We start from the raw sequence: 26938 nt of genomic DNA on the forward strand, positions 1-26938 counted from the left end.
CACTTGGCACAAGAAGTCTTTACGGGCACGTGGACTTTTTTTTTTCTGGCTTCAAAAGCTCCCAGCTATTTGGGCAGATGGAAGCGAAAAAAACCGGCATCCCTTCGACGATGCATACTTCTATTTTGAAAGATGGGAGTATGAAGGAAAAGTGAATCACACCAATTTGACTATCTTTCCTGCTATAAATCCAAAAGTATTTTAGCAAAAACCTCTACATGATGTCGATACGGTTATCCCGCTTTAAAAAGTTTATTCCCATGTTGCTCTGCATCCAATTCGTTTTAGTTATTGGGCAGGCACAAGAGTCGTCACCAGTTGCACAGAAAAAGTACACTAAGGAAATCGAAAAACTTAGCGCCAAAAAAGTGATGCAGACCGCTTTTTCGATTATAGATGCAATAGACGGTCAAACCACCGAAGATTTAATCGCACTTACCGAAATAGAAGCTCCTCCTTTTAAGGAAGGTGCAAGAGCCACTGCCTTTAAAACGCTTTTAAAACAAACGGAGCTCGATACCGTCTGGATCGATGCAATTGGAAATGTCATCGGACTCAGAAAAGGTGCCGATGGAGACCGAGTGGTGGTTCTAGACGCACATTTGGACACCGTTTTTCCTGAGGGAACAGACGTTACTGTGAAGCAAAAAGGAGACACCTTGTACGCGCCGGGTATTGGCGATGACACGCGCGGGTTGGCTATGCTTGTGGCTATTTCCAAGGCGATGAATATTGCTGCCTTACAAACCAAGGCCGATATTTGGTTTGTGGGATCGGTAGGAGAAGAGGGTCTGGGCGATTTGAGAGGCGTAAAACATTTATTTCGAGAAAATGCCCCTAAAATAGCTTCATGGATCGCCATTGATGGAGGGGCCATAGGAAGAGTGAATAACGCGGGTTTGGGTTCTACCCGCTACAAGGCCGTTTTTAAGGGTAAAGGAGGCCACTCTTGGGGCGCATTCGGATTAGCGAATCCGCATCATGCCCTTGGTTATGCTATTACCCACTTTACTAAGGAAGCGAAAAAATACATCGATGAAGGACCGAAGACCAGTTTTAACATTGGCAGAATCGGTGGCGGTACGTCTGTCAATTCCATTCCTTTCGAGTCCTGGATGGAGGTTGATATGCGGTCGGTAGACGCCGAGAGGCTTTTGGAGATGGATCGTATTTTTAAGGAATCGATGCATGCGGCCCTGGAGGAATACAACGCGAGCGGCGTTGACGACGAGATATCCCTTGAACTTATTAAAATTGGTGATCGACCATCAGGAGAGCTACCGGAAACGACGCCTTTAGTGCAGCGTGCGATTGCAGCGACGCTATTTTTTGACGAGCAACCGAGATTGACAAGAGGTTCAACGAACGGGAATATTCCTATTTCGTTGGGAATTCCAGCAGTTACGTTGGGCCGAGGTGGAAATGGAGGGGGCGCTCACTCCTTAGGGGAATGGTGGATTAATGAAAACGGTACAAAAGCTATAAAATTGGCACTTCTAATTGCAATGGCAGAAGCTGGGCTAGGTAAATAATCAATCTGTATAGATACTCGCGATTTCTTTTTGGAATTTTTCGCGAATGACACGTCGTTTCAGCTTCAATGTGGGTGTCAATTCGGCCTCTGCGCCGTTGTCATGAACAGGCAACCACGGACTGGATAGCAATCGAAACTTTTTGATTTGTTCGACATGACCGAATTCGGGATTGTATTTATCTATAATTTTTTGATAACGCCTAATCACTTTCTTATGCTTGATAACTTCGGCCATAGTTGTCCAAGGAATTTCCTTCTTTGCGCAGTAGCTCTTCAACGCCTCCTCTGCGGGTAAAATGAGGGCCGAAACGAACTTTTGTTTATCTCCGATGACCATCATCTGTTCGACCAAAAATTCTTCTTTCACCCTGTTTTCAATAGGTGCAGGTGCTACGTATTTGCCGCCGGAAGTCTTCAGCAGCTCTTTCTTTCTGTCGGTAATCTTTAAGAATTCACGACCGGTGGGCCCTTTGACCAACTTACCAATATCACCTGTGCAGAACCATCTCTTTTTATCGATTTCACGAAATACCTGTGCATTTACTTCGGGCTTTTTGTAGTAACCGAGCATTACGTTCGGTCCATGTGCTAAAATTTCACCTTCATCTTCATTATAGTCTCCTTCGGAAGCGTATATTTTGATCTCAACCCCCGCAATCGCCGGACCGGCAGTGCCGAGCATTACCCCGTCCTGTTCCATTGTGTTGACGGTCAATGTGGGTGACGTTTCCGTGAGTCCGTACCCCTCGCGAATCGGAATTCCAGCAGCGCAAAAAACGCGCATTATCTTTACCGGACAAGGTGCCGCCCCAGTTACTATGGCATTTACCTGACCTCCTAATGCCTCTCGCCATTTACTGAATATGAGTTTATCGGCAATTTTCCATTTCAACTTTTGGCCAAAAGATATCTTTTGATTAGGCTCCCAGGAATCTGTTAGTGCCAACGCCCAAAAAAATATCTTTTTCTTTGCGCCCTCAAGGGATAATCCTTTATTGTAAATCGCTTCGTAAATTTTCTCAAGCAATCTAGGTACTGTAGCGAACGTAACTGGTTTTACGGCCGCCAAATCGCCATCTGGTCCGCTTAGGTTGTCGGTTCCCGCAAAATAAACTCTGGTTCCCTTGAAGATGTAAACCATTGATACTGCCCGCTCAAAAATATGGCATAGGGGTAAAAAACTCAACACTGGATCCCCGGCCTTCGCCGCCATATGCGGTTCAGTTTCTCGAACTACATGCATTACATTCCCATGCGTCAGCATTACCCCTTTCGGGTTTCCGGTGGTACCCGAAGTATAAATAATGGTCGCTAAGTCATCGGCCAAAATACCTTCTTTGATCGATTCAACTGCCGCACTATTCGTAGAATTGCATATCGTTTTCCAAAAGGACGCCTTCGGTTCCTGGTCAAAAGTGAATATCTGTTTTAAGCTGGGTACTTTTTTTTGGGTTTCGCTCAACTTGTAGAACAAATCATCGCCACCACAAAAGGCAGCCTTTACCTCCGCCTCTTTCAAAATATATTCATACTCCCCAACGCTTATGGTAGGATATAACGGTACGCTCACCATGCCTACCAGCTGCAAGGCAAAATCCATAATTACGAATTCCGGTCGATTTTTATAGACCACCAGTGCTACCTTGTCACCCGGTTCCAAACCGAGTTCCAGTAAGCCGGATGCGGCTTGCTCAACAGTTTCAACAAAGGCCGCAGTACTATAGGATTGCCATTGGCCATTTGCATCTCTAACATTCAGGGATTTATCAATTGGATTATCATTCAACTGATGGTACAGAAGATCAAAGAGTCTGGTCATTGTCATGGTGATTTTAAGAGCCTTAATGTACAAAAAATACAATAGGTTTCTTTTGGGAAACCTAGTCTACTTCGGCTTACTCGAACATCAAACTTAAAAACTCGGCAGCGCAGGCCGGCTTCTCGGAACCTTCCATTTCAACGGTGCAATTCCAAGTGATTTTCAATCCGGTATCGCCGTACTCCTCGATATTCGAAATCCTGGACACTAGTCGCAATCGACTGTCTACCAAAACCGGTGCAGGAAAACGGACTTTATTCAAACCGTAGTTTACGCCCATTTGTACCGACTTTACTTTAATGACATCACCCAGCATTTTAGCCAACAGGGAAACCGACATAAAGCCGTGGGCAACAGGCTTTTTAAAGGGGGAATATTTCTCTGCTTTTTCCACATCCACATGAATCCATTGAAAATCCATGGTGGCTTTTGCAAAATCATTGATCATGTCCTGGGTTACGGATAGCCAATCTCCTGTTGGAAGTTCCTTGCCTTCCAACTCTCTAAATTCCTGAAAACTATCTGGTTCTAATTTTGCCATTTTTATGATTTAGCGTGAAGTTCCTCCATCGATTGTCAAACAAATTCCCGAAACAAAGCGAGCCTCGTCCGACGCCAGGTATAAATAGCCGTAAGCGATATCTATGGGCTGGGCTACCGTTTTCAAGGGAATGCTTTCTTTTATGGCTGCAAAATGTTCTTGGGGAATTTTATCTACCATATCGGTCATCGTAAAACCCGGGGCAATGGCATTCGCGGTGATTCCGTGTTTACCCAATTCCATCGTCCATGTTTTCGACATTGCAATCACTCCTGCCTTTGTGGCCGCATAATTGGTTTGACCAAAATTACCTCGCAGGCCTACATTGGAGGCTGCGCTAACAATTCGGCCGTATTTATTCGCTTTCATATAAGGTGCGGCCGCCTGCGTACATAAAAACACTCCTTTCAGATTTACGTCAATTACAGCATCCCATTCATCCTCACTCATCTTTTCCAGCGTGCGGTCCCGGGTGATTCCTGCATTATTTACAAGGATATCCAGACTACCATGTTTTTCGTTTGTGGCAGCGAAGAGCGATTCAATAGCCATTTTATCTGTTACGGAAACAGAATGAAACTCGGCTTTCCCACCATTGGCATTGATATCGTCCGCCACTTTTTGACCTTGAGGCAAGAGATCTACGATGATTACCGTTGCACCTTCCTTCGCGAATAATTCCGATATTGCTTGGCCGATTCCTCTGGACCCTCCGGTCACTACTGCTATTTTGTTTTTTAAACGCATATTGTTTCTATTTAATTACATCATTAATGAGTATCTATTGTTCATGAAATGAACGTTTCTCAAAATACCCCCTCTGAGCCCCCCTAAAGGGGGGGGGAATCCTGCCGTTGTGGTGTCTTCCCTCTTCCCTCTTCCTTCTTCCGTCCCAACGCAAACTAAACCTTCACAATCAACTTCCCTTTTACCTTTCGATTGGTCATTTCTTCCAGTGCCTTCGCTGTATCGGCTAAATCATAAATAGCGTGAATATGCGGTTTCAGTTTTCCTTCGGCATGCCATTGCATCAACTGCATACTGTTCTGCATATTTGCTTTGGGATTTTTCATCGCAAAAGCTCCCCAAAAAACACCTACTATCGAAGCGCCCTTTAACAAAGGAAGGTTCAAGGGAATCTTTGGAATATCACCGGCTGCAAAGCCCACTACCAAAAATCGTCCGTTCCATGCCGTACCGCGTAAGGCTGGCTCTGAAAACGTTCCCCCGACAGGGTCGTAAACCACATCGACACCTTTGCCTTCGGTCAGTTCTTTAATGGTAGCCTTTAAATCTTGAGCGACATAATTGATTGTTTCATCCGCACCATATTCTTTACATAAGGCTAACTTTTCTTCGGTGGAAGCGGCAGCGATTACTTTTGCACCCATCAATTTACCCAGTTCTACAGCTGCTATTCCGACCCCACCGGAGGCACCCAAAACCAATAGCGTTTCCCCCTCGGCCAAATGTGCTCTATCTTTTAGGGCATGATAAGAGGTCCCGTAGGCCATCAGAAAAGAGGCGGCAGTTGGAAAATCCATTTGAGGCGGTTTTGGAAAACAAGCGTTGGCGGGAACTACTACTTCTTCGGCCAAAGCACCGTAGGCCACAAATCCAAAAACTTCCTGCCCCACTTTTAAATGCGTTACCTCTTCGCCTACTTCCTTAACGATACCGGCAACATCGCTGCCAGGCGTAAAGGGCAAATCCGGTTTGAACTGATATAAACCCTGGATGATAAGCGTATCGGGAAAGTTCAGTCCGCACGCTTTAACACTAACCAAAACTTCCTTGGCTTTTGGTTTTAGGTTGTCAACTTCTTCCAAAACTAAAGAAGATGGTGGTCCGTATGCCTTACATCGTATTGCTTTCATGAATAAGTGCTTTTACCTTTCCTTCCCTCGACGGAGGGAATCTTTTGAATATTCGCGTTCCTATGTTCTCGACTACGCTCGAAGTGACAGTCTACAGGAAAACTTCCAACTTTGAGCGTCCAACTTCTCCTACTCTTCAATTACTTTTAAAACCAGCTTCCCCATTTTATCACCTGTAAAAAGTCGATTGTATGTTTCTGGGAAATTTTCGATTCCCTCATAGATATCCTCACGACTTTTTATTTTCCCCTGCGCCATCCATTCGCCAAGAATTTTGGCTCCCTCCGCATAACGATCGGCATAATCAAAAACGACCATTCCTTGCATGGTCGCACGATTTACCAAAAGGGATAAATAGTTGCTAGGACCTTTCATACCTTCTTTGTTGTTGTATTGCGAAATGGCACCACAAATCACGATTCGGGCATGCATTCGCAAACGGCCTAAAGCAATATCAAGAATTTCTCCCCCGACATTATCGAAATAAACATCCAACCCTTTCGGGCATTCTTGTTTAAGCCTTTCCTTTACATTTTCATTTTTGTAATCAATACAAGCATCAAAACCCAGTTCATCGACCACGTATTTGCATTTTTCCGGCCCACCAGCGATGCCTACTACGCGGCTTCCCTTTATTTTGGCTACCTGCCCTACAATACTTCCGACAGCGCCTGCAGCTCCCGAAACCAAAACTACATCACCTTCCTTTATCTTGCCCACTTCCGTAATACCAAAATAGGCGGTCATTCCCGGCATTCCCAAGGTACCGATATAGGTCGGCAGTGGAACTAAATTCGGGTCTACCTTAAAATAACCTTTTCCTTCTGTGGCAATATATTGCTGTACGCCGGCATAACCCGAAACATAATCGCCCTTTTTAAAGTGGGGATGGTTCTTCGCTTCGATTACCTGACCTACCGAACCGGCACGCATTACGGATCCGATTTCCATAGGTTCTATATATGATTTTCCTTCGTTCATCCATCCACGCATGGCAGGATCCAAGGAGATATAATGCTGTTGTACCAATACTTCCCCGTCCTTAATTTCAGGAATAGGGTTTGTTTTCAATGACCAAGTAGAAGCATCGGCTTCCCCGTCAGGTCTTTTCACAAATAATAATTGTTTGTTCATTTCTATGTTTTTAAATTTTATTTCCTCTAAGACAAAATCTAATTGTTACTTGTTCTATTTTTTCCAATAAATAACTATTAATCAAGCTCTTAACCCCGACACAAGTAGCTCTCTATGGAAAAAGGTGGTGGTTCATTTTCCCTTTTTCTTGGTACGTTCTTTCAATCTGCCTATAGAAAGTTTTTCGAACTCGTACTGTCATTTCTTTTTGCTCGAAAAACTTTCTACATACATCTTCATTTTAGCTCGTATTTCGGGTTTCCACCAGAGTTCGGATGCTTCTTTTAGGGAGTTTTCCGCATTCAAATCCAACTTATTCCAGAGGTGTTCCCTAAGTTTGGCTTTGGTATTCCTAAGAATTTCCTGATCCGCTTTCATATAAAGCTGCATCTGCTTTTCAGCCCGCTGCAGGACGTTCGCCAAAGGCAAAAGCTCATCTACCAATCCGGCTTCCAATGCTTCCTGACCAGAGAGGAGTTTCCCTTCCAGAATATACCTGCTTGCGCGCCCATCGCCCATCCAAAATGCGTAGATTTCGGTTAAGTTCTGACTTATCTGAATGTTTACGGCAACTTCGTTCAGGCCAATGACGTACTTATCGCCCTCTGCCATGTAGCGATTGTCGCAGGTAACCGCTAACACACATCCTCCAGCAGGCGAATGTCCCGTTATTGCCGAAATAAGGGGTTTTTTAAATTGTACCATCTCCAAGTACAAGGCCCCGAACGCCCCAAAAAAGTCCGTGATTTGGTCTTTGTCATATTGATATAATTCTATCAGATCTAATCCGGCTGAAAAATAATGCGGTTGGCCGGTTAGGACTACGCCGTATACCTGTTCATGTTCACCCAACGCTTTGAAGACGGCCCGAAGTTCCATAACCATCTCATGGTTAATAGCATTGACTTTACCACGGTTCATCTGAACAATGGCGTAGTTTGTTTTGTGTGTTATCTCTAGTGTTTTGAATTCCATATTATAATGATGTTCCGCCGTCCAACGTTATCGTTTGGCCAGTTATGAATTTTGAATTTTCAGAAGCCAGCCAACAGATGGCCTCCGCGATTTCGTCGGCCTCGCCAAATCGGCCCATAGGGATAAATCGTTTTAATTTTTCCCCCATATCTGGACTTACCGCCAGCAACTGATCTAAGAGTGCTGAATGGGTAAACCCTGGACAAACCGCATTGATGCGTATATTTTTTCTGGCGTATTCCAGCGCAGCGGATTTGGTCATGCCGACTACCGCAAATTTGCTCGCACTGTAGGATAGATTATGTCCGGAGGCCTTTAAACCTGCCAAAGACGCTACATTAACGATATTGCCGTGCCCTTGTCTCATCATGTGTTGCAGGGCAACTTTCATACAGTAAAATACCCCCGTCTGGTTTACGGCAATAACATTGTGCCAATCGTCGTGGGTGTGCTCAGCCGTTTTTAATTGCTCTTTGCCTCCAATACCCGCGTTGTTCACTATAACGTCTAGCCTATCATGTTTCTCGATTGTATTTGCAATAAGGGCTTCCACCTCCTGATATTGGGTAACATCGGTCTTTATGGCAGATGCAATGCCTCCTGCCTCGGTGATGTCACCGGCTATTTTCTGGGCGTTGTTCAAATTAATATCAGAAGCTACAACAACGGCTCCATGGGTTCCGAAAAGCTTGGCAGTGGCCGCACCAATACCGCTTCCGGCACCCGTTATAATGACTATTTTGTTTTTTAGGTTCATTGAAAGAAAATTTATTTTCATTCCCGTGAATACGGGAATCCGCTTAATATTGGTTTTGTTGTCTTACTATATATTCCTTAATTTTTAACAAAGACTTGGGCTTTACACGCCCCTACTTACAATTCTTAATCCTTAGTCTCTAAATGTCAAGCGCTTCAGCTCGCACACTACTCCCGCAGCAAAGACTCTCAAGAGGGTAAATTTCATCATCATATCCTTCACTAACAATGAATCAATCTAGAGTCTTCCAAAGCTTGTTTTCTCAAATGGGAAGGATATCCCTCTGCTTGCACCATCGCTAGAAAATCGACAATCGTATTATATCTTATAAGTAACACTTTATCCCATAAATATTCATCTTCCGGACCGATAAGCATTGCTCGTGGTTTCCCCAAAAAAAGAACTTCGCCATTTGCCTTTGCAAAAAAGGGAGCGGCCTGCCGCATATATTCTTTGTAGGATGCCTCTCCTGATAATCCCGTTTCTGTAACCACGTCCTTAAATTTCAATAAATTCAACATCACCACGGGCGTGTTCACAGGCAATTGCTTAAATGCGTTGAACTGTTCTATATTGATTTCCAAATAAGAATTCTCGTTCATAGACTAAAATAAGTTGTCGATTTGCTTTTTCTGAATCGCCTGCCACGCTGTGTTACAACACAGTTCGGATGCTTTATTTAAAAAAGCGAATTTTGGGTCATTCGTATGGCCATTCTTGTATCGGTAATAAATCTGTTGTGCTATGACCGCTATTTTAAACAGGCCATAGGCATAATAGAATATCAGATTGTCAATATTCCGCCCACTCTTGGTCGCATACTGCTGTACGAGTTCCGTGCGTATCGGATTGCCGGGCATAACGGTGGGAGACTGCAATCCTTGTTTCATAAAATCCGGATCCGCAGCTGTGGTCCAATAGCCCAAAGAGGTTCCCAAATCCATCAAGGGGTCTCCTAAGGTACACATTTCCCAATCTAAAACAGCTGCGATGTCCTTCCAAGAATCATCTTTAAAAACCACATTATCATACTTAAAATCGTTATGAATGATGGTATGATCGTAATGCTTGGGCTGATTCTCTTGCATCCAAACCATCACTTTTTTTGCGGTTGGGACATCATCTGTTGCAGCAGCCAAATACTGCTTGCTCCAATTGGTCACCTGACGCTCGATATACCCTTCCGGTCGTCCTAAATCTTCCAATCCCGCGGCGTTGTAATCGATATTGTGAAAGGCCACAAATGTATCTAACCACGTATTTGAAATGGTTCTAAATTCATCGGGCGTTACCTGTCTTTTGTGAGCTTCCTTTGCTGTCAAAATCTCCCCTTCGACCTTGCTCATTACATAAAAAGGAGCTCCAAGAATTGTTGTATCCTCGCTATAAGCAAATGCTTTGGGTGTTTTGTCAAAAACTGTATTCAAGTTACGGATTACCTTGAATTCCCTGCCCATGTCATGCCCGCGTTTGGGCGCAGCAAATGGTGGACGTCTTAAAACGTATGCTCTTTCCTCAATGTTTAAAAGATAAGTAAGGTTGGAAAAACCATTCGAGAATTGACTGACTTGCAATTCGCTATTTGAATCTGCAATCAAGTTATGCTCCAGAAGAAATTTCTTGAGATCGTCTTGATTGAGTTCCTCGCCTTCGCGAACTGGTTTTGTGTTCATTAGTAACTAATTTATTATCATTTCCTCGAAGGAGAAAATCTGCTTGATTTAGGTGCTAGTTTATATTTATAGTTTATTACCTTACTCGATAATCGAGATTTAAAATACTCCGACGTCTGCGTCGAAATCAATTGTAATTTTCCTTTTGGTGCTTCGTGGGCTTGTCCCTAGGTCGTTTACCTAGGGTCCGGGCTTTTTCAACCCATGCATCTCAAAAACATCTTTATTCTTTTGTATATTTTTTGATTGTATTCTTACCAAGCTGGCTCATATGTACCTCATCGGGGCCATCGGCCAATCTGAGCATTCTTGCGGCGGCGAAAAAGTGCGCTAAAGGGGTATCGCTGCTCACCCCTTTCCCACCCATAATCTGCATGGCCCTATCTACCACACGCAAGGTCATGTTCGGTGTTACGATTTTGATCATGGCAATCAAATCTTTCGCCTCTTTGTTCCCCATCCTGTCCATTTTATCCGCAGCGGAAAGCACCAATAGCCGTGTTTGTTCTATCTCACAAACGGAATTCGCAACATCTTGACGAATGCTGCTATAGGTATCCAAGGTTCTTCCGAAAGGTTTGCGTTGCGTGGTGCGTTCGCACATCATTTCCAACGCCCGTTGGGCCATACCGATCAAGCGCATACAATGATGAATCCGTCCGGGCCCCAAACGGCCTTGGGCGATGGCAAAGCCTTGTCCTTCACCGACCAATAAATTTTCCTTCGGAACGCGCACCTTATCCAAGATTATTTCAGCGTGTCCTTCCGGGGAGTCATTATACCCAAAAACGGACAAAGGCCTCACGATTTGCAATCCAGGCGTATCCATAGGCACCAAAATCATGCTTTGTTGTAGGTGTCGCGGCGCATCAAAATCGGTTTTACCCATGACGATGGTAATCTTGCAATTCGGATCCATCGCGCCGGAGGACCACCATTTTGTACCATTGATGACATACTCGTTACCATCAGCAACAATCGAAGTTTCGATATTTGTCGCATCGGAAGAAGCGACATCTGGCTCGGTCATAAGAAATGCCGAACGAATTTCCCCATTCATTAAGGGTTTCAGCCACTTTTCCTGTTGCTCGGGCGTACCGTACTTGGCCAGTACTTCCATATTTCCGGTATCGGGGGCGCTACAATTGAATATTTCGGAAGACCATAAAATCCGCCCCATAATTTCAGCCAAGGGGGCGTACTCCAGATTGGTTAATCCTGGACTCAAATCGCCATACCCAATAGGAAGGAAAAGATTCCATAAACCTTCGTCTTTTGCCTTTTGTTTTAGCGCTTCAAGACCTGGCCATTTTTTCCATACATTGGCGGGGTCTCTGTGGAAAGCTGCTACCTCATTTTCTACTGGAGTAACATTTTTTGCAATAAACTGCTTTAGCTTTTCCTGAAGGGTTTTTGATTTGTCGGTGTATTCAAAATTCATCTTGACTTTATCTTATTTTCTTTGAGGCGCTTCGACAGGCTAAGCGTGATAAAAGGCCTTAAATTTGTCTGTTTATGTTCGAAGCTCGCCTTGACCGTATTCTTCTATCTTAATGGCGCTTCGACGGGCTCAGCGTGACAGTTCGCTTTTGATTTGTCCGTTTGTTTTAGAAGCTCATCTAGACCGTGGTTTGCTTTCACTAGCGCTTCGACGGGCTCAGCGTGACAAATGCAATTGATTTGACCTTTATTTGCTCGGAGTTCATATTGACTCCTATATTCTTTCATCTGCGCTTCGACAGGCTCAGCGTGACAGTTGGCTTTTGATTTTTCATTTTTGTTTTGAAGTTTAACCAAATGCTAGGTCAAACATTCACTTTCAAAATTTGTCCCTTGTATTTCCAACTTCGTTTTTCCCTCCTCTTAACCTGAAATTAAATACCCACCATCGGCGGCATATACGCCTCCTGTCATATACGACCCGGCATCGGAGGCCAAGAGCATTACTACTCCGGCCATTTCGTCGGGTTCCGCCATTCTTTTCAAGGGTACCATTTGATTATATCCGGCAGCCAGTTTTTCATCGGACCATAGGCTTTCGCTGAACTTGGTTTTAATGAGTCCCGGGCAAACGACATTGGAGCGGATGCCATACCTACCCCACTCCTTTGCTTGATTTTTTGTCAACATGATCAATGCTGATTTCGTCATGCTATAAAGCCCTAAACGAAAACCGGGATGTATGCCTTCCACCGAAGAAATATTGATAATGCTTCCGCTACCCTGAGCTTTCATATGGGGTTGCACCAAGTTGGAAAGCAACCAAGGCGCTTTTACATTTACGTTCATTATTTTGTCAAACACCTCTTCCCCTGAGGTTTCCAAAGGACCATAAAAAGGATTGATAGCCGCATTGTTCACCAAGATGTCGATTCGGCCATACTGCTCCATTGTTTTTGCAACCAGCACTTTACGTTGTTCCGCATCACCGATATGACAGGCCAATCCAATAGCTTCCAAACCTGCTTTCTTGAATTCTTCAGCAACCATATCTACAGCAGCCTGCTTTCGGCTGCTAATGACCAGCTTGGCCCCATTTTCGGCCAATCCTTTGGCAATCGACAAGCCAATTCCTTTACTAGAGCCCGTTACGATTGCCACTTTTCCCTTGAGGTCGAATTTCTGTTTTATGCTCTTCATTTTATTTGTTTTCATTCTTGCGGAGGCAGGAATCTGTTTGTTGGTGGTTTTGTTTTTGATTTATGGTCAGGAATTTTACCAATGGCTCGGGCTTTCAAAACCCTCCGTCTTTATTTCTTCGTAATGAATGCACCTCCCCTTGGCCAAGAAAGGAGCCCTAAAAAAACACTCTTTTCTATCCTCCCTTTTCCCATTGATTATGCAAAAACCTTCTTGTCCGTTCCAATCGTCAACGCTTGTTCGTTGTCCATTAAAATTTCCGCTAGTGCGCTGGTTTTGGGAAGTTCGTATTTAAAATAGAATTGCATGGCATGGATTTTACTTTCATAGAAATCCGTACTATTTTCCGTATTCCCGGTAACAAGAGCGTTTTGTGCCTCGCGGGCCATGTCCAACCACAACCAACCAATAAGAATATTACTAAAGAATTCCATGAACGGAGTGGCATCGGCCAAGAAGCGCTGATAGTCGCCTTTCATCGCAAAACCCATCAAGGATTGCAATACTTGCTGTGTTAACTCTAATTTTGCTCCTAATTTTTTCGCGTATGGTGCCAAGGACTCATGAGCCATACTCGCCTTAATGGAATTCATAATCTCCTCAGAGAGCAATTGCAAGGCCTTACCATTATTCATGGTTACCTTTCGGCCTAACAAATCTTGGGATTGTATTCCCGTTGTACCTTCATAAATCGCAAAAATTCGGATATCCCTTAAGTATTGTTGTAAAATGTAGTCAGAACAGAAACCATATCCGCCTAAGACCTGCACCCCATTGTCAACAGCGACTTTCCCCATTTCCGATGGATATGTTTTTACGACCGGAGTTAAAATCTCCAGCAACAACCTATATTTTTCGCGTTCATCGGCATCGGCACTTGACATGGAGAGATCTTGATATTTCGCAGCTAAGAAAATCAGACTTAAAGAGCCTTCCGAAACCACCTTTTGCAGCAATAGCATTCTCCTTACATCGGGATGATTGATGATCAAAGTCTGCTCCTGATTGGCGTCTTTCTTTCCCGTGCTAGTCAATTGGCGGCCTTGGGGCCTTTCATGGGCATAGTTCAGGGAAGCGTGATAGGCAGCCGTAGCGATAGCCGCAGCACCTCTACCTACCCCTATTCTTGCGCCGTTCATCATCAGGAACATGTATTTCAAACCTTGATTGGCCTCTCCTACAAGCCAACCACGACAATCTTCCTTATCCCCAAAGAACAGATGGGTCGTACAATAACCTTTTTGTCCCATTTTTTTAAAATCGGCAACGGTCTGCACGTCGTTTGGACTCAAACTACCATCGGCGGCAGGCCTATTTTTAGGAACGACGAATAGGGATATGCCTTTGGTACCCGCTGGCGCTCCTTTTATTCTCGCCAAAACCAAATGCACTATATTTTCGGCACCTTGGTAATCGCCTCCGGAAATAAAAATTTTCTGTCCGTGAATCTTATACATGTCCCCGTCGGGAGTTGCCGAAGTAACAATATCGGAAAGGGAACTACCCGCTTGCGGCTCGGTCAAACACATGGTCCCACCCCATTTTCCCTCTAGCATATTGGGTACATAGGTATCTTTCAATTCTTGATTAGCAAAATGCGTAATCAGTTCTGCCGCGCCAACCGTCAAACCAATATACCCGGGTAAATGGTTGTTAGCAGCTTCTTGAATATAGGCCGAAGCATTCAATGCCATCGCGGGCATTTGCATACCCCCATCTTCATATGGGAACGGGCCGGAAATAAAACCCATCTCCCCACCGGCCTTCATATATTTATTGACCTGTGGATGTACCACAATCTCACCATCTTTAAAATGGGCTGGATGTTCATCCATTTCACGGAAAAAGGGAAACAGTTCCTTATCGGAAAAATCCTTCACGGAATTCAACATCATATCGATGGACTCCTTATCATAATCCGCATAGCGGTCTTGATCGAGTACGCTCTGAAGGTCGTGTACTTTATAGAGTAAAAATTTGAGGGTGTCTAAATCGACATATTGATTTGCCATAGTCTTGAATTTTTGAAAGTTCTTCAAGGTACTTGAAAATTTGGCCAAAGTCGTTAAACTGGTTTAATAAAGTCCTCACCCGGAATCGCTCTGGCGATTCCGACCTCTCCCAAGGAGAGGTAGGCAGCATCAATAGAAAAAAATAGTTTTTCATTCTAACGAGCGCACAAACACCTTATTCTCAATGCTATTTTGCGGAAAAGATTATATTCCGGAATCGCTCTGGCGATTCCGACCTCTCCCAAGGAGAGGTAGGCAGCTCTCCATAGAAAAAAATAGTTTTTCATTCTAACGAGCGCACAAACACCTTATACTCAATGCTATTTTGTGGAAAAGATTATATTCCGGAATCGCTCTGGCGATTCCGACCTCTCCCAAGGAGAGATAGACAGCATCAATAGAAAAAAATAGTTTTTCATTCTAACGAGCGCACAAACACCTTATACTCAATGCTATTTTGTGGAAAAGATTATATTCCGGAATCGCTCTGGCGATTCCTACTACTACTAAGGAGAGGTGGGCAGTTCTCCATAGAAAAAATAGTTTTATATTCTGAAAAGCCAATCAACACTTAATAGTCAATGCTGTTTGCGGAAAAGATTCTATTCTGGAATAGCTCTGGCGATTCCGAATTCTGTTAAGTAGAGGTGGGCAACCGTCTCTAGAAAAATTAGTTTTTAATTCTGATGGGCGCACAAAAACTTTACGGTCAATGCTATTTTTCGAAAGATATCCGCTACCGAAATCGCTTTGCCGATTCTGCCCGTTCCAAAAGAGAGGTAACTTATAAGTCGTAATAATTTTTTAGCCTTATTAGACCTTGGCTAATCGCTTTCTGATTTTTGATAATCCGACCGGGGTAAGTCCCAAGTACGAAGCAATTAGATATTGCGGTACGCGTTGCAAAAGATCGGGTCTCTTTTCGAGCAGTCTCAAGTAACGTTTTTCATTGCTGCGGCTATTCAAGCGTTCAATTCGATTGAACGATTTCATAAAGGCCTCCTGCATTGATAAACGCCCGAAACGTTCTAACTGGTGCGACTGGTTAAAGGAACGCTCTGCATCGGATTTCTTCACGGCAAACACAATGGTATCTTCGGTAGCACAGAGATTGTGCTGTGCAGGTGTTGCTTTTACGTAGGCAGTTAAGTCGGTAAAAAATACATCATCTGTATAGAATTCCAGCACCTGAATTTGCCCTTCCTCCACTTTATAATAATAGATGCAACCTTCGGCAACATAGTAGAAATGTTCGACTATTTGTCCTGCAGTGACCAAGGCCTCGCCCTTTTGAAGTTCGATTCTTTTGTAATACCGCAACTCGCGGTCGAGCAATTCCTCATCCACCTGGGTGTAGGATAGGATTTTGTTCCTAAGGTGTTTTAGATGGTCGACTTCGACGGCCAATTTCATGATATATTTTTAAAATAAAGAAATTTCAATTAAGATGGTTCCTACCGACCACGCAAAATAATTTTAGAATACTAAGTGCTGAAAAGGCCGGAATACCGTTTGCATTTGCGCTTTGGATCCCTTGAGGAAAAGAGAATAATTATATAATCTCAGCGCTCAAGCCCGCCTGAAGCAGCTTACTACAACGCGGTTTCAATTCGTCGTATTCACCGGTCTTCACGGTACATTTACCGTTGTGATGAACGATTATGGAACATTGCTCGGCTTGTTCCGGGGTGTGTTCGCAAACCGCTATTAAGGTTTCGATGACGTGGTCGAAGGTATTCACCTCATCGTTAAAGAGAACGATTTCGCTCTGCTTTACCGTTTCTTCGGCTAAGAGTAGGTCTTCCTGAAGTTTTTCTATTGTACCCATTTGTAATCGATTATTTGATTCATCATCCTTTTCAACTCTTTAAATATAATCCCTAAAATGAAAAAAAGTACCTTTTCAGGTACTTTTAACAATATTGTAGGCAAAACCTGCGGACAGGTTTGATTTTAGTACAGATAGTTTAGTGCGATAATGTCATTATTATTGAACTCTCCGTCCTCATTGCTACTGAAGCAGGCAAGCATAATGGAAGTCGGGTCATAGCCGCTTGGTGTGCCCGGTATGGGATTCGCACCTATACCGCCTGCACCCTCATTCACATTTTGACCACAGCTTTGGCGACTAAACCAGTCGGTATGCCGGAAGCCAACGGAATGCCCGATTTCGTGGGTAATCACATGCTCTATAACATCTACCGAGGAATTGTCCAAGCCATAAATCTGTACGAATTTGTTTGGATTTCCATTGCTTGGAAAGCCAGCAGAACCACCACTACCCGATTCATTTGGATTGTAGTAAACTACCATATCCTTATTCTGATAGTTGGTACCGAAAGTAAGTGAAAAACGGATACTCAAATTAAGACGGTTGTAGTTGTTCACAGCATATTGGAGTGCGGTCTGCTCCTTACTGGTGAGCGCGTTATTACCTCCTGTAAAACCGATTATGGTTAGCGTTCTAGAGCTAACCAAGTTATTGGTGTGGTAGTTTCGTTCCGCATCGCTTCCTTTCTTGACCTCTGGTAGGGCTTCAAGACTCTCCACCGAAAACGTGATATCATCCTCTACCTGGTAACGTGCTTCGAAAGTACCGTCAGGAAGCATAAAATTTACGACCTTGATATCGCTGGTATTATAAAAATTACTTTTTAAGGTTTGAACTACCGCGTCGGTAATCTCTAATTCAGGCTCTTGAACTTTTTCCGCTGTAGCCGAGTCCTGTTCTTCTACAATCGGGGTGTTTTCTTTTTGACATGCATTGAGAATGAACAAAAAGGCAATCAATAAAAATGGTAATCTAAATTTTCTCATGATATTAAGTGTTTGGGGTTAAGAGATCGCAATTAATTGTGCTACCAATTCTTCTAAGAAGAAGAGAAGCAGCTACCAAAATTCAAAACGATCCCTAGAAATAATTAAGAATAAACCTACAATACTTATATACCTACGAAAAAATTTAACACATAGACGTCTCGAATTAAGATTTTTTTAAGGTTTTATAAATTTTAATGATACCCACTCACCTTTTTTGGATTTTTCTTGAAAATTCAATCCTATTTCAGCACACTTCTCTGAGATTACTTTAACGTCGGTTTCATAGAACCCACTCAAGAATAGAATACCCTTTTCGTGCAAACAACTGGCATAAACTGGAATATCGTTCAACAAAATATTCCGATTGATGTTGGCCAGGATAACATGGTACTTTTGACTGTTAAGAAGGGACACATCTCCCTCATATACATGAATATGACCGCAACCATTTCGATCAACATTTTCCTTTGCATTCAAGAAACACCAATGGTCGATATCGATAGCATCAACAGTTGCCGCTCCCTTAAGCGCCGCTAAGATGGCCAGAACGCCGGTTCCGCTTCCCATATCCAATACTGATTTTCCATTGAAATCATGATTCAGAACATGGCGCAACATCATGTGTGTGGTTTCGTGATGGCCCGTACCAAAACTCATTTTTGGCATGATGACGATATCGTACTCCACTTCCTCTTTTTTATGGAAGGGCGCCCGCACCATGCACTTATCATCGACCAGTATCGGCTCAAAATTCTCTTCCCAAGTAGCGTTCCAGTTTTCCTGTTCGATAGTTTTATAGTCGAAGTGAATTTCAAATAGGTCATTGCGCAGGACTTGAACTAATGCCAAAATCCCGTCGGTCCAATCTTCTTGCTGGATATAGGCCAACAATCCCTCATCATTCTCCACAAAACTTTCAAAACCCACCTCTCCCAGCTCGGCAATTAAAATATCGGATGCCGGTTGTAAAGGATTTACTTTAAAGGCGTATTCAATATAGGTCGTATTGGACATAACTGGAATTTTATTTTGGGGGTAGACACTCAAAGCAGCACGGAAAATTTAGGGATTTCGATACCTCCTATTCTCGCTGACCACCAAAAATGGAGCAGTCGTCATTCCCTATGTAGGAAAAGACAACTGGCTTAGCTTACTGATAATTGTGTGTTAGATGGCTTTGATAATGGCCACAAAATCATCGGCAACCAAGGAGGCGCCACCTATGAGTCCACCATCGACATCCGGTTTTGAGAAAATTTCGGCAGCGTTGCCAGATTTTACACTGCCTCCGTATAAGATGGAGACATTTGCGGCTATCTCAGCGTCATACGCCTCGGTAATAGTCTTTCGTATGAAAGCGTGCATTTCCTGTGCCTGCTCCGGCGATGCGGTCTCCCCTGTACCAATGGCCCAAACGGGTTCATATGCCAAGACGATATTGCTCCAGTCGGAAGCATTCAACGAAAACAGTGCGTTTCGCAACTGACTTTCAACCAAATTAAAATGGTCTCCCGATTTCCGCTGTTCCAATTCCTCCCCAAAGCAGAACATCACCCTGATGTTTTTTCCCAATGCAGCCTTCACTTTTTTGGCAAGAATCTCATCGGTTTCACCAAAATAGGCCCGACGCTCGGAATGCCCGATAATTGCCGTATGGATACCGATGTTCAACAACATGTCTGCGGAAATTTCGCCAGTATACGCTCCGCTTTCGGCGAAATGCATATTCTGCGCAATAACTTCTATCGTCGAATTACCCAGTGCGCGAACCGCAGCTGCTAGATTTACATATGTCGGTGCTACCATCACTTCTGCATCGGTGTCGGGCAATTTTCCGGCCAGTTCCGCCAGTAAGGCTTCCGTTTGCTCCAGATTTTTGTTCATTTTCCAATTACCTGCTACTATCTTGCTTCTCATTTTTTAGTGTTTAGTATTTTTAATTTGGGTAAAAGCTTTCTGACTCGGATTTTACTACTATTACGACTTTACGAAAATTATTTCACAGAGGTGCACAGCGTAAAATGAGATTCACGGAGGTCTTATTAATTATTCAAACTTTAGTTCATCCATGTCATTGTAATGTACTTTTTGCTTTATGGTTCCTTTTTCCAGAACCAGTAGACCGGGGTTGGACCGGACAATGGTTTTTAAGGCTGTCTCATCGGTAAAGTAAAATTCGAACCCAAGGCTATATCTTTTGACCAACTCCGAGGATTGTTCGTTGTTCGAAGCCGACATGCCAATGACTTTATACCCGTTCTTTATCGCCCTATCTGTTACTTTCTTCAGCTCGGAATATACATTGGTGTTCGTTTTTTGTAGGTCATAGGCAACGACCATGACCAATTTGGGCTCTTGCAAAAGCGATGCTGCAAAATCCTCACCGTTCTGCTCAATGGTAAAATCATGAATAGGCGGCTCGTATCCCGCCTGAACTTCGGTAGTTTCAACACTTACGTATTCGCCATCCACCGTGGGATAATCGCCTTGTGTAACGATTGTTTGTTCCTCCCCGTTCACATTAAACTTCCAAGCATAGTCATAAATCGCCTTTGGGGCATCTTCCGGTATGCCCATGCCCTCCTCTATGTTCGCCCCGATATTATAAGGCCTGAAATCGATGACCGGAAGGTGCTTCAGCACATGGTTCGCATACAAACCGCAAATGACCAATGCGACCACAGTTATAATTCGTTTTGCATTATCGCCAACGATAGGTTGAATGAACCTTCGTCCAACAAAAAGGATGATTATCAACAGTAGCAAAACAATATCCTTTGTAAAGGATTGCCAAGGCGTTAGTTTCAAAGCATCGCCAAAACAACCACAGTCCGTTACCTTATTAAAGTAAGCGGAATAGAACGTGAGGAACGTAAATCCGATAATCATGAGCAATAAACTCCAAACGGTAAACTTAACGCGAAAGCCTACCAAAAGCATCACCCCCAACAGCACTTCTACAATGACGACGAAAACGGAAATGTAGAGGGCATAGGGTTCAAAAAACGGTAGATTCAAGACCCCTTGGCTAAAATATTCTTCCAACTTAAAAGAGAAACCTACAGGGTCGTTCAATTTTATAAAACCGCTTATGATGAAAAGGATTCCTACAATTATTCTGCTAAATCCAACGAGGTATTTCATTTATGAATCGGAGTTTATTGGTTTGGGACGCCCTAGTCGGTAGGAGCTTTTTTTTTCAGATGAATAAGCGCAAATACCGCGTAATTGACCATATCTTGATAATTGGCATCTATACCCTCACTGACCAGTGTTTTTCCTTTGTTATTCTCGATTTGTTTCACCCGCAGCAGTTTTTGCAAAATCAGATCGGTTAAGGAACTCACCCGCATATCGCGCCAAGCCTCACCATAGTCATGGTTTTTATTTTCCATGAGCGATTTGGTTTCCGAAGTGTGGCGGTCAAAGAGCGATAAGGCCTCTTTTGCATTTAGGTCAGGTTGCACTGCAATCCCCTTTTCCAATTGTACCAAAGCCATGATACAATAATTTATGATTCCCATAAATTCCGGGATTTCCCCTTCGTCTACCTTTCGAACCGCATTTTCTTGTAGACCTCGAATGCGTTGGGCTTTAATAAATATCTGGTCTGTTAATGAGGGAAGCCGCAGAATGCGCCATGCACTACCATAGTCTTTCATTTTTTTCTCGAAAAGGTCGCGACAGGTTTTGATTACCGCGTCATATTGCTCGGAAGTATGCTGCATTGAATTGGTTCTATGGCTGTAATTTGTGTAAATTTCGGTTAAAATATCGAATTGCTCAAAGTTCGTGTTTTAAACTTGCTTTGTCAACCCATCCAAACTCGAATATGACATTAAACTGCAACGGAAAACTGATAGATCTTAAGGTGCCCAAAGTTATGGGCATCTTGAACATTACACCCGATTCTTTTTACGACGGAGGGAAATTCAAAGAGGAAGCTGCAGTGCTGAAGCAAGTGGATAAGATGCTTAACGAAGGGGCGACTTTCGTAGACGTGGGAGCTTATAGTTCAAGACCAGGGGCCGATTTCGTTTCGGAAGCGATAGAATTGCGGCGCATACTGCCTATTGTAAAACTACTCTTGGCCGAATTCCCTAATATCATTTTATCGATAGATACTTTTCGAAGTGGTGTTGCCCATGCCTGTCTGTCTGAAGGTGCGGCTATCATTAATGATATTTCCGCGGGAATTCAGGATGAAAAGATCTTTGCCGTGGTATCGGAACACCAAGCACCATTGGTAATGATGCATATGCGGGGTACCCCAAAAAATATGCAGCAACAGACCCAATATGATAATCTTTCGGTTGCTATCCTTAAATACTTTTCAGAGCGAATAGCGATTGCCCGTACCTATGGAATATATGACCTTATCATAGACCCGGGATTTGGTTTTGCAAAAACCTTGGAACAGAACTATGAATTGCTCTCCCAATTGGATTTATTCAAGAATTTAAGGCATCCGATTTTGGTGGGATTGAGTAGAAAGTCGATGATCTACAGGTTACTCGACACTGATGCCGAAAATGCACTTAACGGCACCACTGCCCTGCATAGCATCGCATTGAGCAAGGGAGCCCAAATTTTACGTGCACACGATGTAAAGGAGGCCATGGAATGTATACGATTGGTACAACAACTAAACCGATAAGTAAATAAAACGTTTAAAATTAAGATGAAAGCCGACAAGGCCGGTACTTTATTTTGACTCTTGGTTGCATTTATGATCCAACACCATGGCAAACCTAGGACCATTTGAAAATAGACCGAACAATCTTCAGCTATCAAAGCCGTTCATAGTTAAGGTCTATGCCTTAAAATCACTGGTTGCCAAGGTAACGGATTTCATTCACTTGCCAGGTCACGGGTTTTGTAAGACGAGTCTCAGGAATGAAAAATTGTTCATCTATTTTTCCTAATTTTACCAAAACCATAACCGATTGGATTTTCTGAATTTTATCGATTTCAAAATTACCGATGTCCTCGACATTGTTCTGGTCGCCATTCTACTCTACTACATCTACAAACTCGTACGCGGTTCCGTAGCCATTAATATTTTTCTGGGTATCGTTATCGTTTGGGCATTTTGGAAACTGACCGAACTATTGGGCATGGAGATGATCAGCAGTATGGTAGGGGCCTTTATGCAGGTAGGGTTGATTGCATTGATTATCGTATTTCAACAAGAGATCAGAAAATTTTTATTGATGATCGGCTCTACCAATTTTGCCAACAAGCGCAATTTTATCAAGCACTTTAAATTTTTAAAGCATGAGGGACTGACCACTGCAACCGATGTCGATGCTATTCTGGAAGCCTGTAAAAATATGTCGGCATCCAAAACCGGGGCCCTTATGGTATTTGCCAAAAGTAATTCCCTTGAATTTGTAAAGAACACCGGAGACCAGATGAATATTGAAGTTACCCGACCCATCGTCGAGAGCATCTTTTATAAGAACAGTCCCTTGCACGATGGCGCAGCGATCATCGAGGGAAATTTTATCACGGCGACGCGGGCCATTTTACCTGTTACCAACGAACGAAAGATTCCGCTACGTTTCGGTCTACGCCATAGAGCTGCGGTAGGCATCTCGGAGAAGACCGACGCCGTCGCATTGGTCGTTAGCGAAGAAACGGGTGGTATTTCCTATGTGCGGAATGGGGAATTCGTATCATTTAACGACTTGGATGAACTGTCGGCCATGATAAAAGAAGATCTGATTTAACCAGGTACTAAAATGGATTGCAAGAACTGTGCACGACCGCTTCGAACCGACTATTCATTCTGTGCCCATTGTGGGGCAAAAGTCATACGCAATCGGATTACCATAAAGAGCCTGTGGTACGATTTTACGGAACGTTTTTTTAATCTGGATAACACCTTTCTCAAAACGTTCAAACATCTTTTCTCAAGACCGGATGACGTTATCGTTGGTTATATCAAAGGAGTTCGAAAAAAATATCTGAACCCTGTAAGTTATTTTACGATTGCTATTATGTTGGGCGGTCTCTTCGTCTATGTCCATAACGAATTTTTTCCGGATGCCCTGAATTTTAAATTTCTGTATCCCGATGAAAGTACTTTGACCGATTCAGAAAAATTCGGGATGGATTTTCAAAAAAGAATAAATTATTATCTGTTCAAGTACCAGAGCCTATTTTACGTGGCGATGCTGCCCTTTTTAGCACTGATTTCGCGTCTTGTTTTCATCAATAGAAAACAATTCAATCTCAGTGAACATTTCGTGATGAACATTTATGCCTATTCACAAATGTCGATTGTTATAAATAGTGTCTATATCCTATTGCTATGGAATAGCAAAGCACTCTATTATGCCTCGATAGGGAATTTAGTACTTCAAATCGGCTACTTTACCTGGGTGTTTTATAAAATTTTCAATCTTAGTATCAAACAGACACTAATCAAATTACTCTTCTTTCTCTTGATACTTGCTGTAGTATTTTTTGGTCTAATGATAGTAGCTAGCTTATATCTGGTATTTATGACCGATACTTTTCAAAACATGGCACCCAAGTAGGCTATTGAAGAAATTCACCTGACGACAGGCACAGCTGCCCGCAATGTTGTCAGTAGCTTCGATGATTGTTTAAATAGCCTATGCTACATCCTCGGCCAAAAACTGCGCCTCGTAGAGATTACTATAATATCCGCCTTTTTGCAGCAGTTCTTGATGTGTACCGGTTTCGACGATTTCGCCAGCATCCATCACCAAAATCTTATCCGCCTTTTTGATGGTCGCCAATCGATGAGCGATTATAATCGAGGTTCTCCCCTCGGTAATCTTTTCCGTAGCTTTTTGAATCAATTGCTCCGAATAGGTATCTACGGAGGAGGTCGCCTCGTCCAGTACCAAGATACTTGGGTTGCTAACATAGGCTCTCAAAAAGGCAATAAGCTGTCGCTGGCCACTGGAAAGCATCGTACCGCGCTCTTTTACATTATAAGTATATCCGCCCGGGAGACTATTTATAAATTCATCTACCCCGATTTGCTTGGCAGCCGCCTCGATATCGGCTATGGTAATCGTAGCGTCCTTAAGTGAAATATTGTTGGCAATGGTGTCGGCGAACAAGAATACATCCTGCAGTACGACTGCTATATGGGACCTTAAAGAGGCCAAGGTGAACTTCTTGATGTCTATACCGTCGATAGCTATGGTACCCGAATTAATTTCGTAAAATCGATTCAATAAATTGATAATAGTCGACTTTCCTGCACCAGTAGCGCCGACGATGGCTACCGTTTGTCCCGCTTTCACATCAAAAGAAATGCCGTGCAGCACTTCCTCATCGGCGAGGTATCCAAAGTGCACGGTATCAAATGTAATTTTCCCTTTCACCTTATCTTGAACCAGATTGCCCGTATCCTCTATCTTACTATGGGTATCCAGAATAGCAAAGACACGGTTGGCCGCCACCATTCCCATTTGTAAAGTATTGAACTTATCCGCGATTTGCCGTAGGGGACGAAAAAGCAGTTCGATCAGGAAAATAAAGGTGAACAGTACCCCGATGTTTTCCGTATTAATACTGTCCACATTTTGTAGCACGCCTACCCAAACCACCAAGCCTACGGCCACTGCGGAAACGATTTCAGCGATGGGAAAGAAAATGGAATTGTACCAAACCGTTTTCAACCATGCATTTTGATGTTTCTCATTTATCACCCTAAAATTTTCCTGCTCCACTTTTTCCCGAGTGAACAGCTGCACTATTTTCATTCCGGTAATACGCTCCTGCACAAAAGAATTGAGATTGGAAACTTGTGCGCGCACCTCTATAAACGCGACTTTCATCGCTTTTTGGAACAAGCGGGTGGCATATAAAATTATGGGGAGTAACACGAAAACCAGCAAAGCCAATTTCCAGTTCAGGACCAACATGACTACCGCGGCCGTCAGCATTTTCAATAAGTCGGCAACGATAACGAAGAAGCCCTGGCTAAAAATCTCTCCAATCCGCTGCATATCCGCTACGGCGCGCGTTACTAGAAGTCCGATAGATGAATTGTCGAAATATTGCATGCGAAAACCCATCATTTTCTTAAAGAGTGCCACCCGTACATCCTTAATCACCGATTGCCCTAACCAGTTCGCATAGTAATTGAAACCTAATTGACTTAGCACTTGTCCGAACAAGACCCCTAACATCGCCAATGTGAGCGTGAGTAATTTATCGGCGTCGTTCTCTCGAATGGCATCGTTTACGATATCGCCGGCCAAAATGGCCGTCAAAATCGCAAAAACGGACAATAGAACCGCTAGTACAGCAACACCGTAAAAAGTGAGCTGATAAGGTTTGGACTGTTGTATCAACCTTTTAAATAGGCGGTAATCAAAAGCATTTCCTGATTTTTCACTCATGTGAACTAAAGGTGTTTTTCGGGTATCGAATCTTTGTCAAATATAAGCCTTTTGCGGGCACGGAGGTTCCGGCTTCCCTCCTGTCCTTGCTATCCAAGATGCGTTGTACTCCAGCCTCGTTCTGCTGACCCCTTCCCACTTCCAATAGCGTACCGACGACCGCGCGAACCATATTGCGTAGAAAACGATCTGCAGTAATCTTAAAGACCAGTTTGGCGTCTTGCCTTTCCCATTTCGCGTGCTTCACATCGCATCTAAAAGTCTTTACCTCGGTATTTGATTTGGAGAAGCATTCGAAATCGGTGTGCCGCAAAAGTAATGCTGCTGCCGTATTCATGCCATCTACATCCAATCGATGTCTTACGTAATGGGCCCCAGTTGTCAAAAACACATTCTTTTCTTGGGTCACCCAATATTCATAAGTACGTTCGGTTGCATCAAATCGAGCGTGCGCATCCTCTTGAACTTCCCAAATGTTCTGAACGGCGATATCGTCTGGAAGAAAGGCATTGAGACGATAGACCATATCAACGATATCCCTAATCGGTTTTGCATCAAAATGGGCATACATTTGTTCGGCATGAACGCCTGCATCGGTACGTCCCGCCCCCATCAATGATACCTCTGCGCGTAGGAGCTTGGAAAAAACACCTTCCAAAACAGATTGTACCGTCACCGCGTTCGGCTGTTTTTGCCAACCGTGATACGCCGTTCCAAAGTATGAAAATTGGATGAAATATCTCAATGGGATGCTTTAGTTTTGTAA

General features: G+C 43.4%; 25 protein-coding genes. 4 read left to right on the top strand and 21 right to left on the bottom strand.

Annotated features, from left to right (window positions below):
• Nucleotides 1-218 precede the first annotated feature (218 nt).
• Nucleotides 219-1532, top strand: coding sequence for a M20/M25/M40 family metallo-hydrolase (locus FGM00_RS12385; RefSeq protein WP_236262771.1), 1314 nt, complete (start codon nucleotides 219-221; stop codon nucleotides 1530-1532).
• Here the strand turns inward: FGM00_RS12385 and FGM00_RS12390 are convergent, their stop codons facing one another.
• The 19 genes from FGM00_RS12390 to FGM00_RS12480 form a co-directional block, all read right to left on the bottom strand.
• Nucleotides 1533-3353, bottom strand: coding sequence for an AMP-dependent synthetase/ligase (locus FGM00_RS12390; RefSeq protein WP_175416223.1), 1821 nt, complete (start codon nucleotides 3351-3353; stop codon nucleotides 1533-1535). It abuts the gene before it with no gap.
• Between the two features lie 76 nt (nucleotides 3354-3429).
• Complete coding sequence (locus FGM00_RS12395; protein ID WP_138853213.1) at nucleotides 3430-3894, bottom strand: MaoC family dehydratase; 465 nt, start codon at nucleotides 3892-3894, stop codon at nucleotides 3430-3432.
• A 9-nt stretch (nucleotides 3895-3903) separates the two neighbouring features.
• Complete coding sequence (locus tag FGM00_RS12400; RefSeq protein WP_138853214.1) at nucleotides 3904-4641, bottom strand: SDR family NAD(P)-dependent oxidoreductase; 738 nt, start codon at nucleotides 4639-4641, stop codon at nucleotides 3904-3906.
• Between the two features lie 155 nt (nucleotides 4642-4796).
• The gene (locus tag FGM00_RS12405) at nucleotides 4797-5771 is read right to left on the bottom strand and encodes an NADPH:quinone oxidoreductase family protein (RefSeq protein ID WP_138853215.1); all 975 of its coding nucleotides are present in this window, start codon (nucleotides 5769-5771) and stop codon (nucleotides 4797-4799) included.
• Nucleotides 5772-5900: 129 nt separating this feature from the next.
• Nucleotides 5901-6905, bottom strand: coding sequence for an NADP-dependent oxidoreductase (locus FGM00_RS12410; protein ID WP_138853216.1), 1005 nt, complete (start codon nucleotides 6903-6905; stop codon nucleotides 5901-5903).
• Between the two features lie 198 nt (nucleotides 6906-7103).
• Entirely contained in the window at nucleotides 7104-7880 is a 777-nt protein-coding gene (locus tag FGM00_RS12415) for an enoyl-CoA hydratase/isomerase family protein (RefSeq protein ID WP_138853217.1), read from the bottom strand.
• Nucleotide 7881: 1 nt separating this feature from the next.
• Nucleotides 7882-8637, bottom strand: coding sequence for an SDR family NAD(P)-dependent oxidoreductase (locus tag FGM00_RS12420; protein WP_138853218.1), 756 nt, complete (start codon nucleotides 8635-8637; stop codon nucleotides 7882-7884).
• 221 nt (nucleotides 8638-8858) lie between these two features.
• Entirely contained in the window at nucleotides 8859-9239 is a 381-nt protein-coding gene (locus tag FGM00_RS12425) for a DUF1330 domain-containing protein (RefSeq protein WP_138853219.1), read from the bottom strand.
• A 3-nt stretch (nucleotides 9240-9242) separates the two neighbouring features.
• Nucleotides 9243-10310 (bottom strand): phosphotransferase family protein, encoded by a 1068-nt coding sequence (locus tag FGM00_RS12430; RefSeq protein ID WP_138853220.1) that lies wholly within the window; start codon nucleotides 10308-10310, stop codon nucleotides 9243-9245.
• A gap of 223 nt (nucleotides 10311-10533) precedes the next feature.
• Nucleotides 10534-11751 carry an acyl-CoA dehydrogenase family protein gene (locus FGM00_RS12435; RefSeq protein WP_138853221.1) on the bottom strand — a complete coding sequence of 406 codons (1218 nt, stop codon included), beginning with the start codon at nucleotides 11749-11751 and terminating at the stop codon, nucleotides 10534-10536.
• 422 nt (nucleotides 11752-12173) lie between these two features.
• A complete protein-coding gene (locus tag FGM00_RS12440; RefSeq protein ID WP_138853222.1) occupies nucleotides 12174-12950 on the bottom strand; it encodes an SDR family NAD(P)-dependent oxidoreductase in 777 nt (258 codons plus the stop codon).
• 197 nt (nucleotides 12951-13147) lie between these two features.
• A complete protein-coding gene (locus tag FGM00_RS12445) occupies nucleotides 13148-14962 on the bottom strand; it encodes an acyl-CoA dehydrogenase (RefSeq protein WP_138853223.1) in 1815 nt (604 codons plus the stop codon).
• Between the two features lie 813 nt (nucleotides 14963-15775).
• Nucleotides 15776-16375, bottom strand: coding sequence for a Crp/Fnr family transcriptional regulator (locus FGM00_RS12450; RefSeq protein ID WP_138853224.1), 600 nt, complete (start codon nucleotides 16373-16375; stop codon nucleotides 15776-15778).
• A 139-nt stretch (nucleotides 16376-16514) separates the two neighbouring features.
• Nucleotides 16515-16790: an ATP-dependent Clp protease adaptor ClpS gene (locus FGM00_RS12455; RefSeq protein ID WP_138853225.1), complete on the bottom strand. Its 276-nt coding sequence runs from the start codon at nucleotides 16788-16790 to the stop codon at nucleotides 16515-16517.
• A gap of 125 nt (nucleotides 16791-16915) precedes the next feature.
• Complete coding sequence (locus tag FGM00_RS12460) at nucleotides 16916-17779, bottom strand: M57 family metalloprotease (RefSeq protein WP_138853226.1); 864 nt, start codon at nucleotides 17777-17779, stop codon at nucleotides 16916-16918.
• A gap of 177 nt (nucleotides 17780-17956) precedes the next feature.
• Nucleotides 17957-18796 (bottom strand): 50S ribosomal protein L11 methyltransferase, encoded by an 840-nt coding sequence (prmA, locus tag FGM00_RS12465; protein ID WP_138853227.1) that lies wholly within the window; start codon nucleotides 18794-18796, stop codon nucleotides 17957-17959.
• A 153-nt stretch (nucleotides 18797-18949) separates the two neighbouring features.
• Complete coding sequence (gene tpiA / locus FGM00_RS12470; RefSeq protein WP_138853228.1) at nucleotides 18950-19699, bottom strand: triose-phosphate isomerase; 750 nt, start codon at nucleotides 19697-19699, stop codon at nucleotides 18950-18952.
• Nucleotides 19700-19828: 129 nt separating this feature from the next.
• A complete protein-coding gene (locus FGM00_RS12475; RefSeq protein ID WP_138853229.1) occupies nucleotides 19829-20926 on the bottom strand; it encodes a BT_3928 family protein in 1098 nt (365 codons plus the stop codon).
• 32 nt (nucleotides 20927-20958) lie between these two features.
• Nucleotides 20959-21510 carry a DUF1599 domain-containing protein gene (locus FGM00_RS12480; protein WP_138853230.1) on the bottom strand — a complete coding sequence of 184 codons (552 nt, stop codon included), beginning with the start codon at nucleotides 21508-21510 and terminating at the stop codon, nucleotides 20959-20961.
• A gap of 104 nt (nucleotides 21511-21614) precedes the next feature.
• Between FGM00_RS12480 and folP the strand changes: the two genes are divergently transcribed.
• The 3 genes from folP to FGM00_RS12495 all read left to right on the top strand — a co-directional run bounded on the left by folP (nucleotide 21615) and on the right by FGM00_RS12495 (nucleotide 24327).
• On the top strand, nucleotides 21615-22439 hold the full coding sequence (gene folP, locus FGM00_RS12485) for a dihydropteroate synthase (RefSeq protein ID WP_138853231.1): 825 nt from the start codon (nucleotides 21615-21617) through the stop codon (nucleotides 22437-22439).
• A 289-nt stretch (nucleotides 22440-22728) separates the two neighbouring features.
• A complete protein-coding gene (gene cdaA / locus FGM00_RS12490; RefSeq protein WP_138853232.1) occupies nucleotides 22729-23514 on the top strand; it encodes a diadenylate cyclase CdaA in 786 nt (261 codons plus the stop codon).
• 12 nt (nucleotides 23515-23526) lie between these two features.
• Nucleotides 23527-24327: a DUF3667 domain-containing protein gene (locus FGM00_RS12495; RefSeq protein ID WP_138853233.1), complete on the top strand. Its 801-nt coding sequence runs from the start codon at nucleotides 23527-23529 to the stop codon at nucleotides 24325-24327.
• 78 nt (nucleotides 24328-24405) lie between these two features.
• Here FGM00_RS12495 and FGM00_RS12500 read toward each other — a convergent pair whose 3' ends face one another.
• Together FGM00_RS12500 and truA are read right to left on the bottom strand one after the other, a co-directional pair.
• Nucleotides 24406-26172 (bottom strand): ABC transporter ATP-binding protein, encoded by a 1767-nt coding sequence (locus FGM00_RS12500; protein ID WP_138853234.1) that lies wholly within the window; start codon nucleotides 26170-26172, stop codon nucleotides 24406-24408.
• Entirely contained in the window at nucleotides 26165-26917 is a 753-nt protein-coding gene (truA, locus tag FGM00_RS12505; RefSeq protein ID WP_138853235.1) for a tRNA pseudouridine(38-40) synthase TruA, read from the bottom strand. Before truA ends, FGM00_RS12500 begins: the two co-directional genes overlap by 8 nt.
• Nucleotides 26918-26938: the final 21 nt, after the last annotated feature.

This window comes from Aggregatimonas sangjinii, from assembly GCF_005943945.1.
In the GTDB taxonomy this organism is placed as follows: Bacteria; Bacteroidota; Bacteroidia; order Flavobacteriales; family Flavobacteriaceae; genus Pelagihabitans; species Pelagihabitans sangjinii.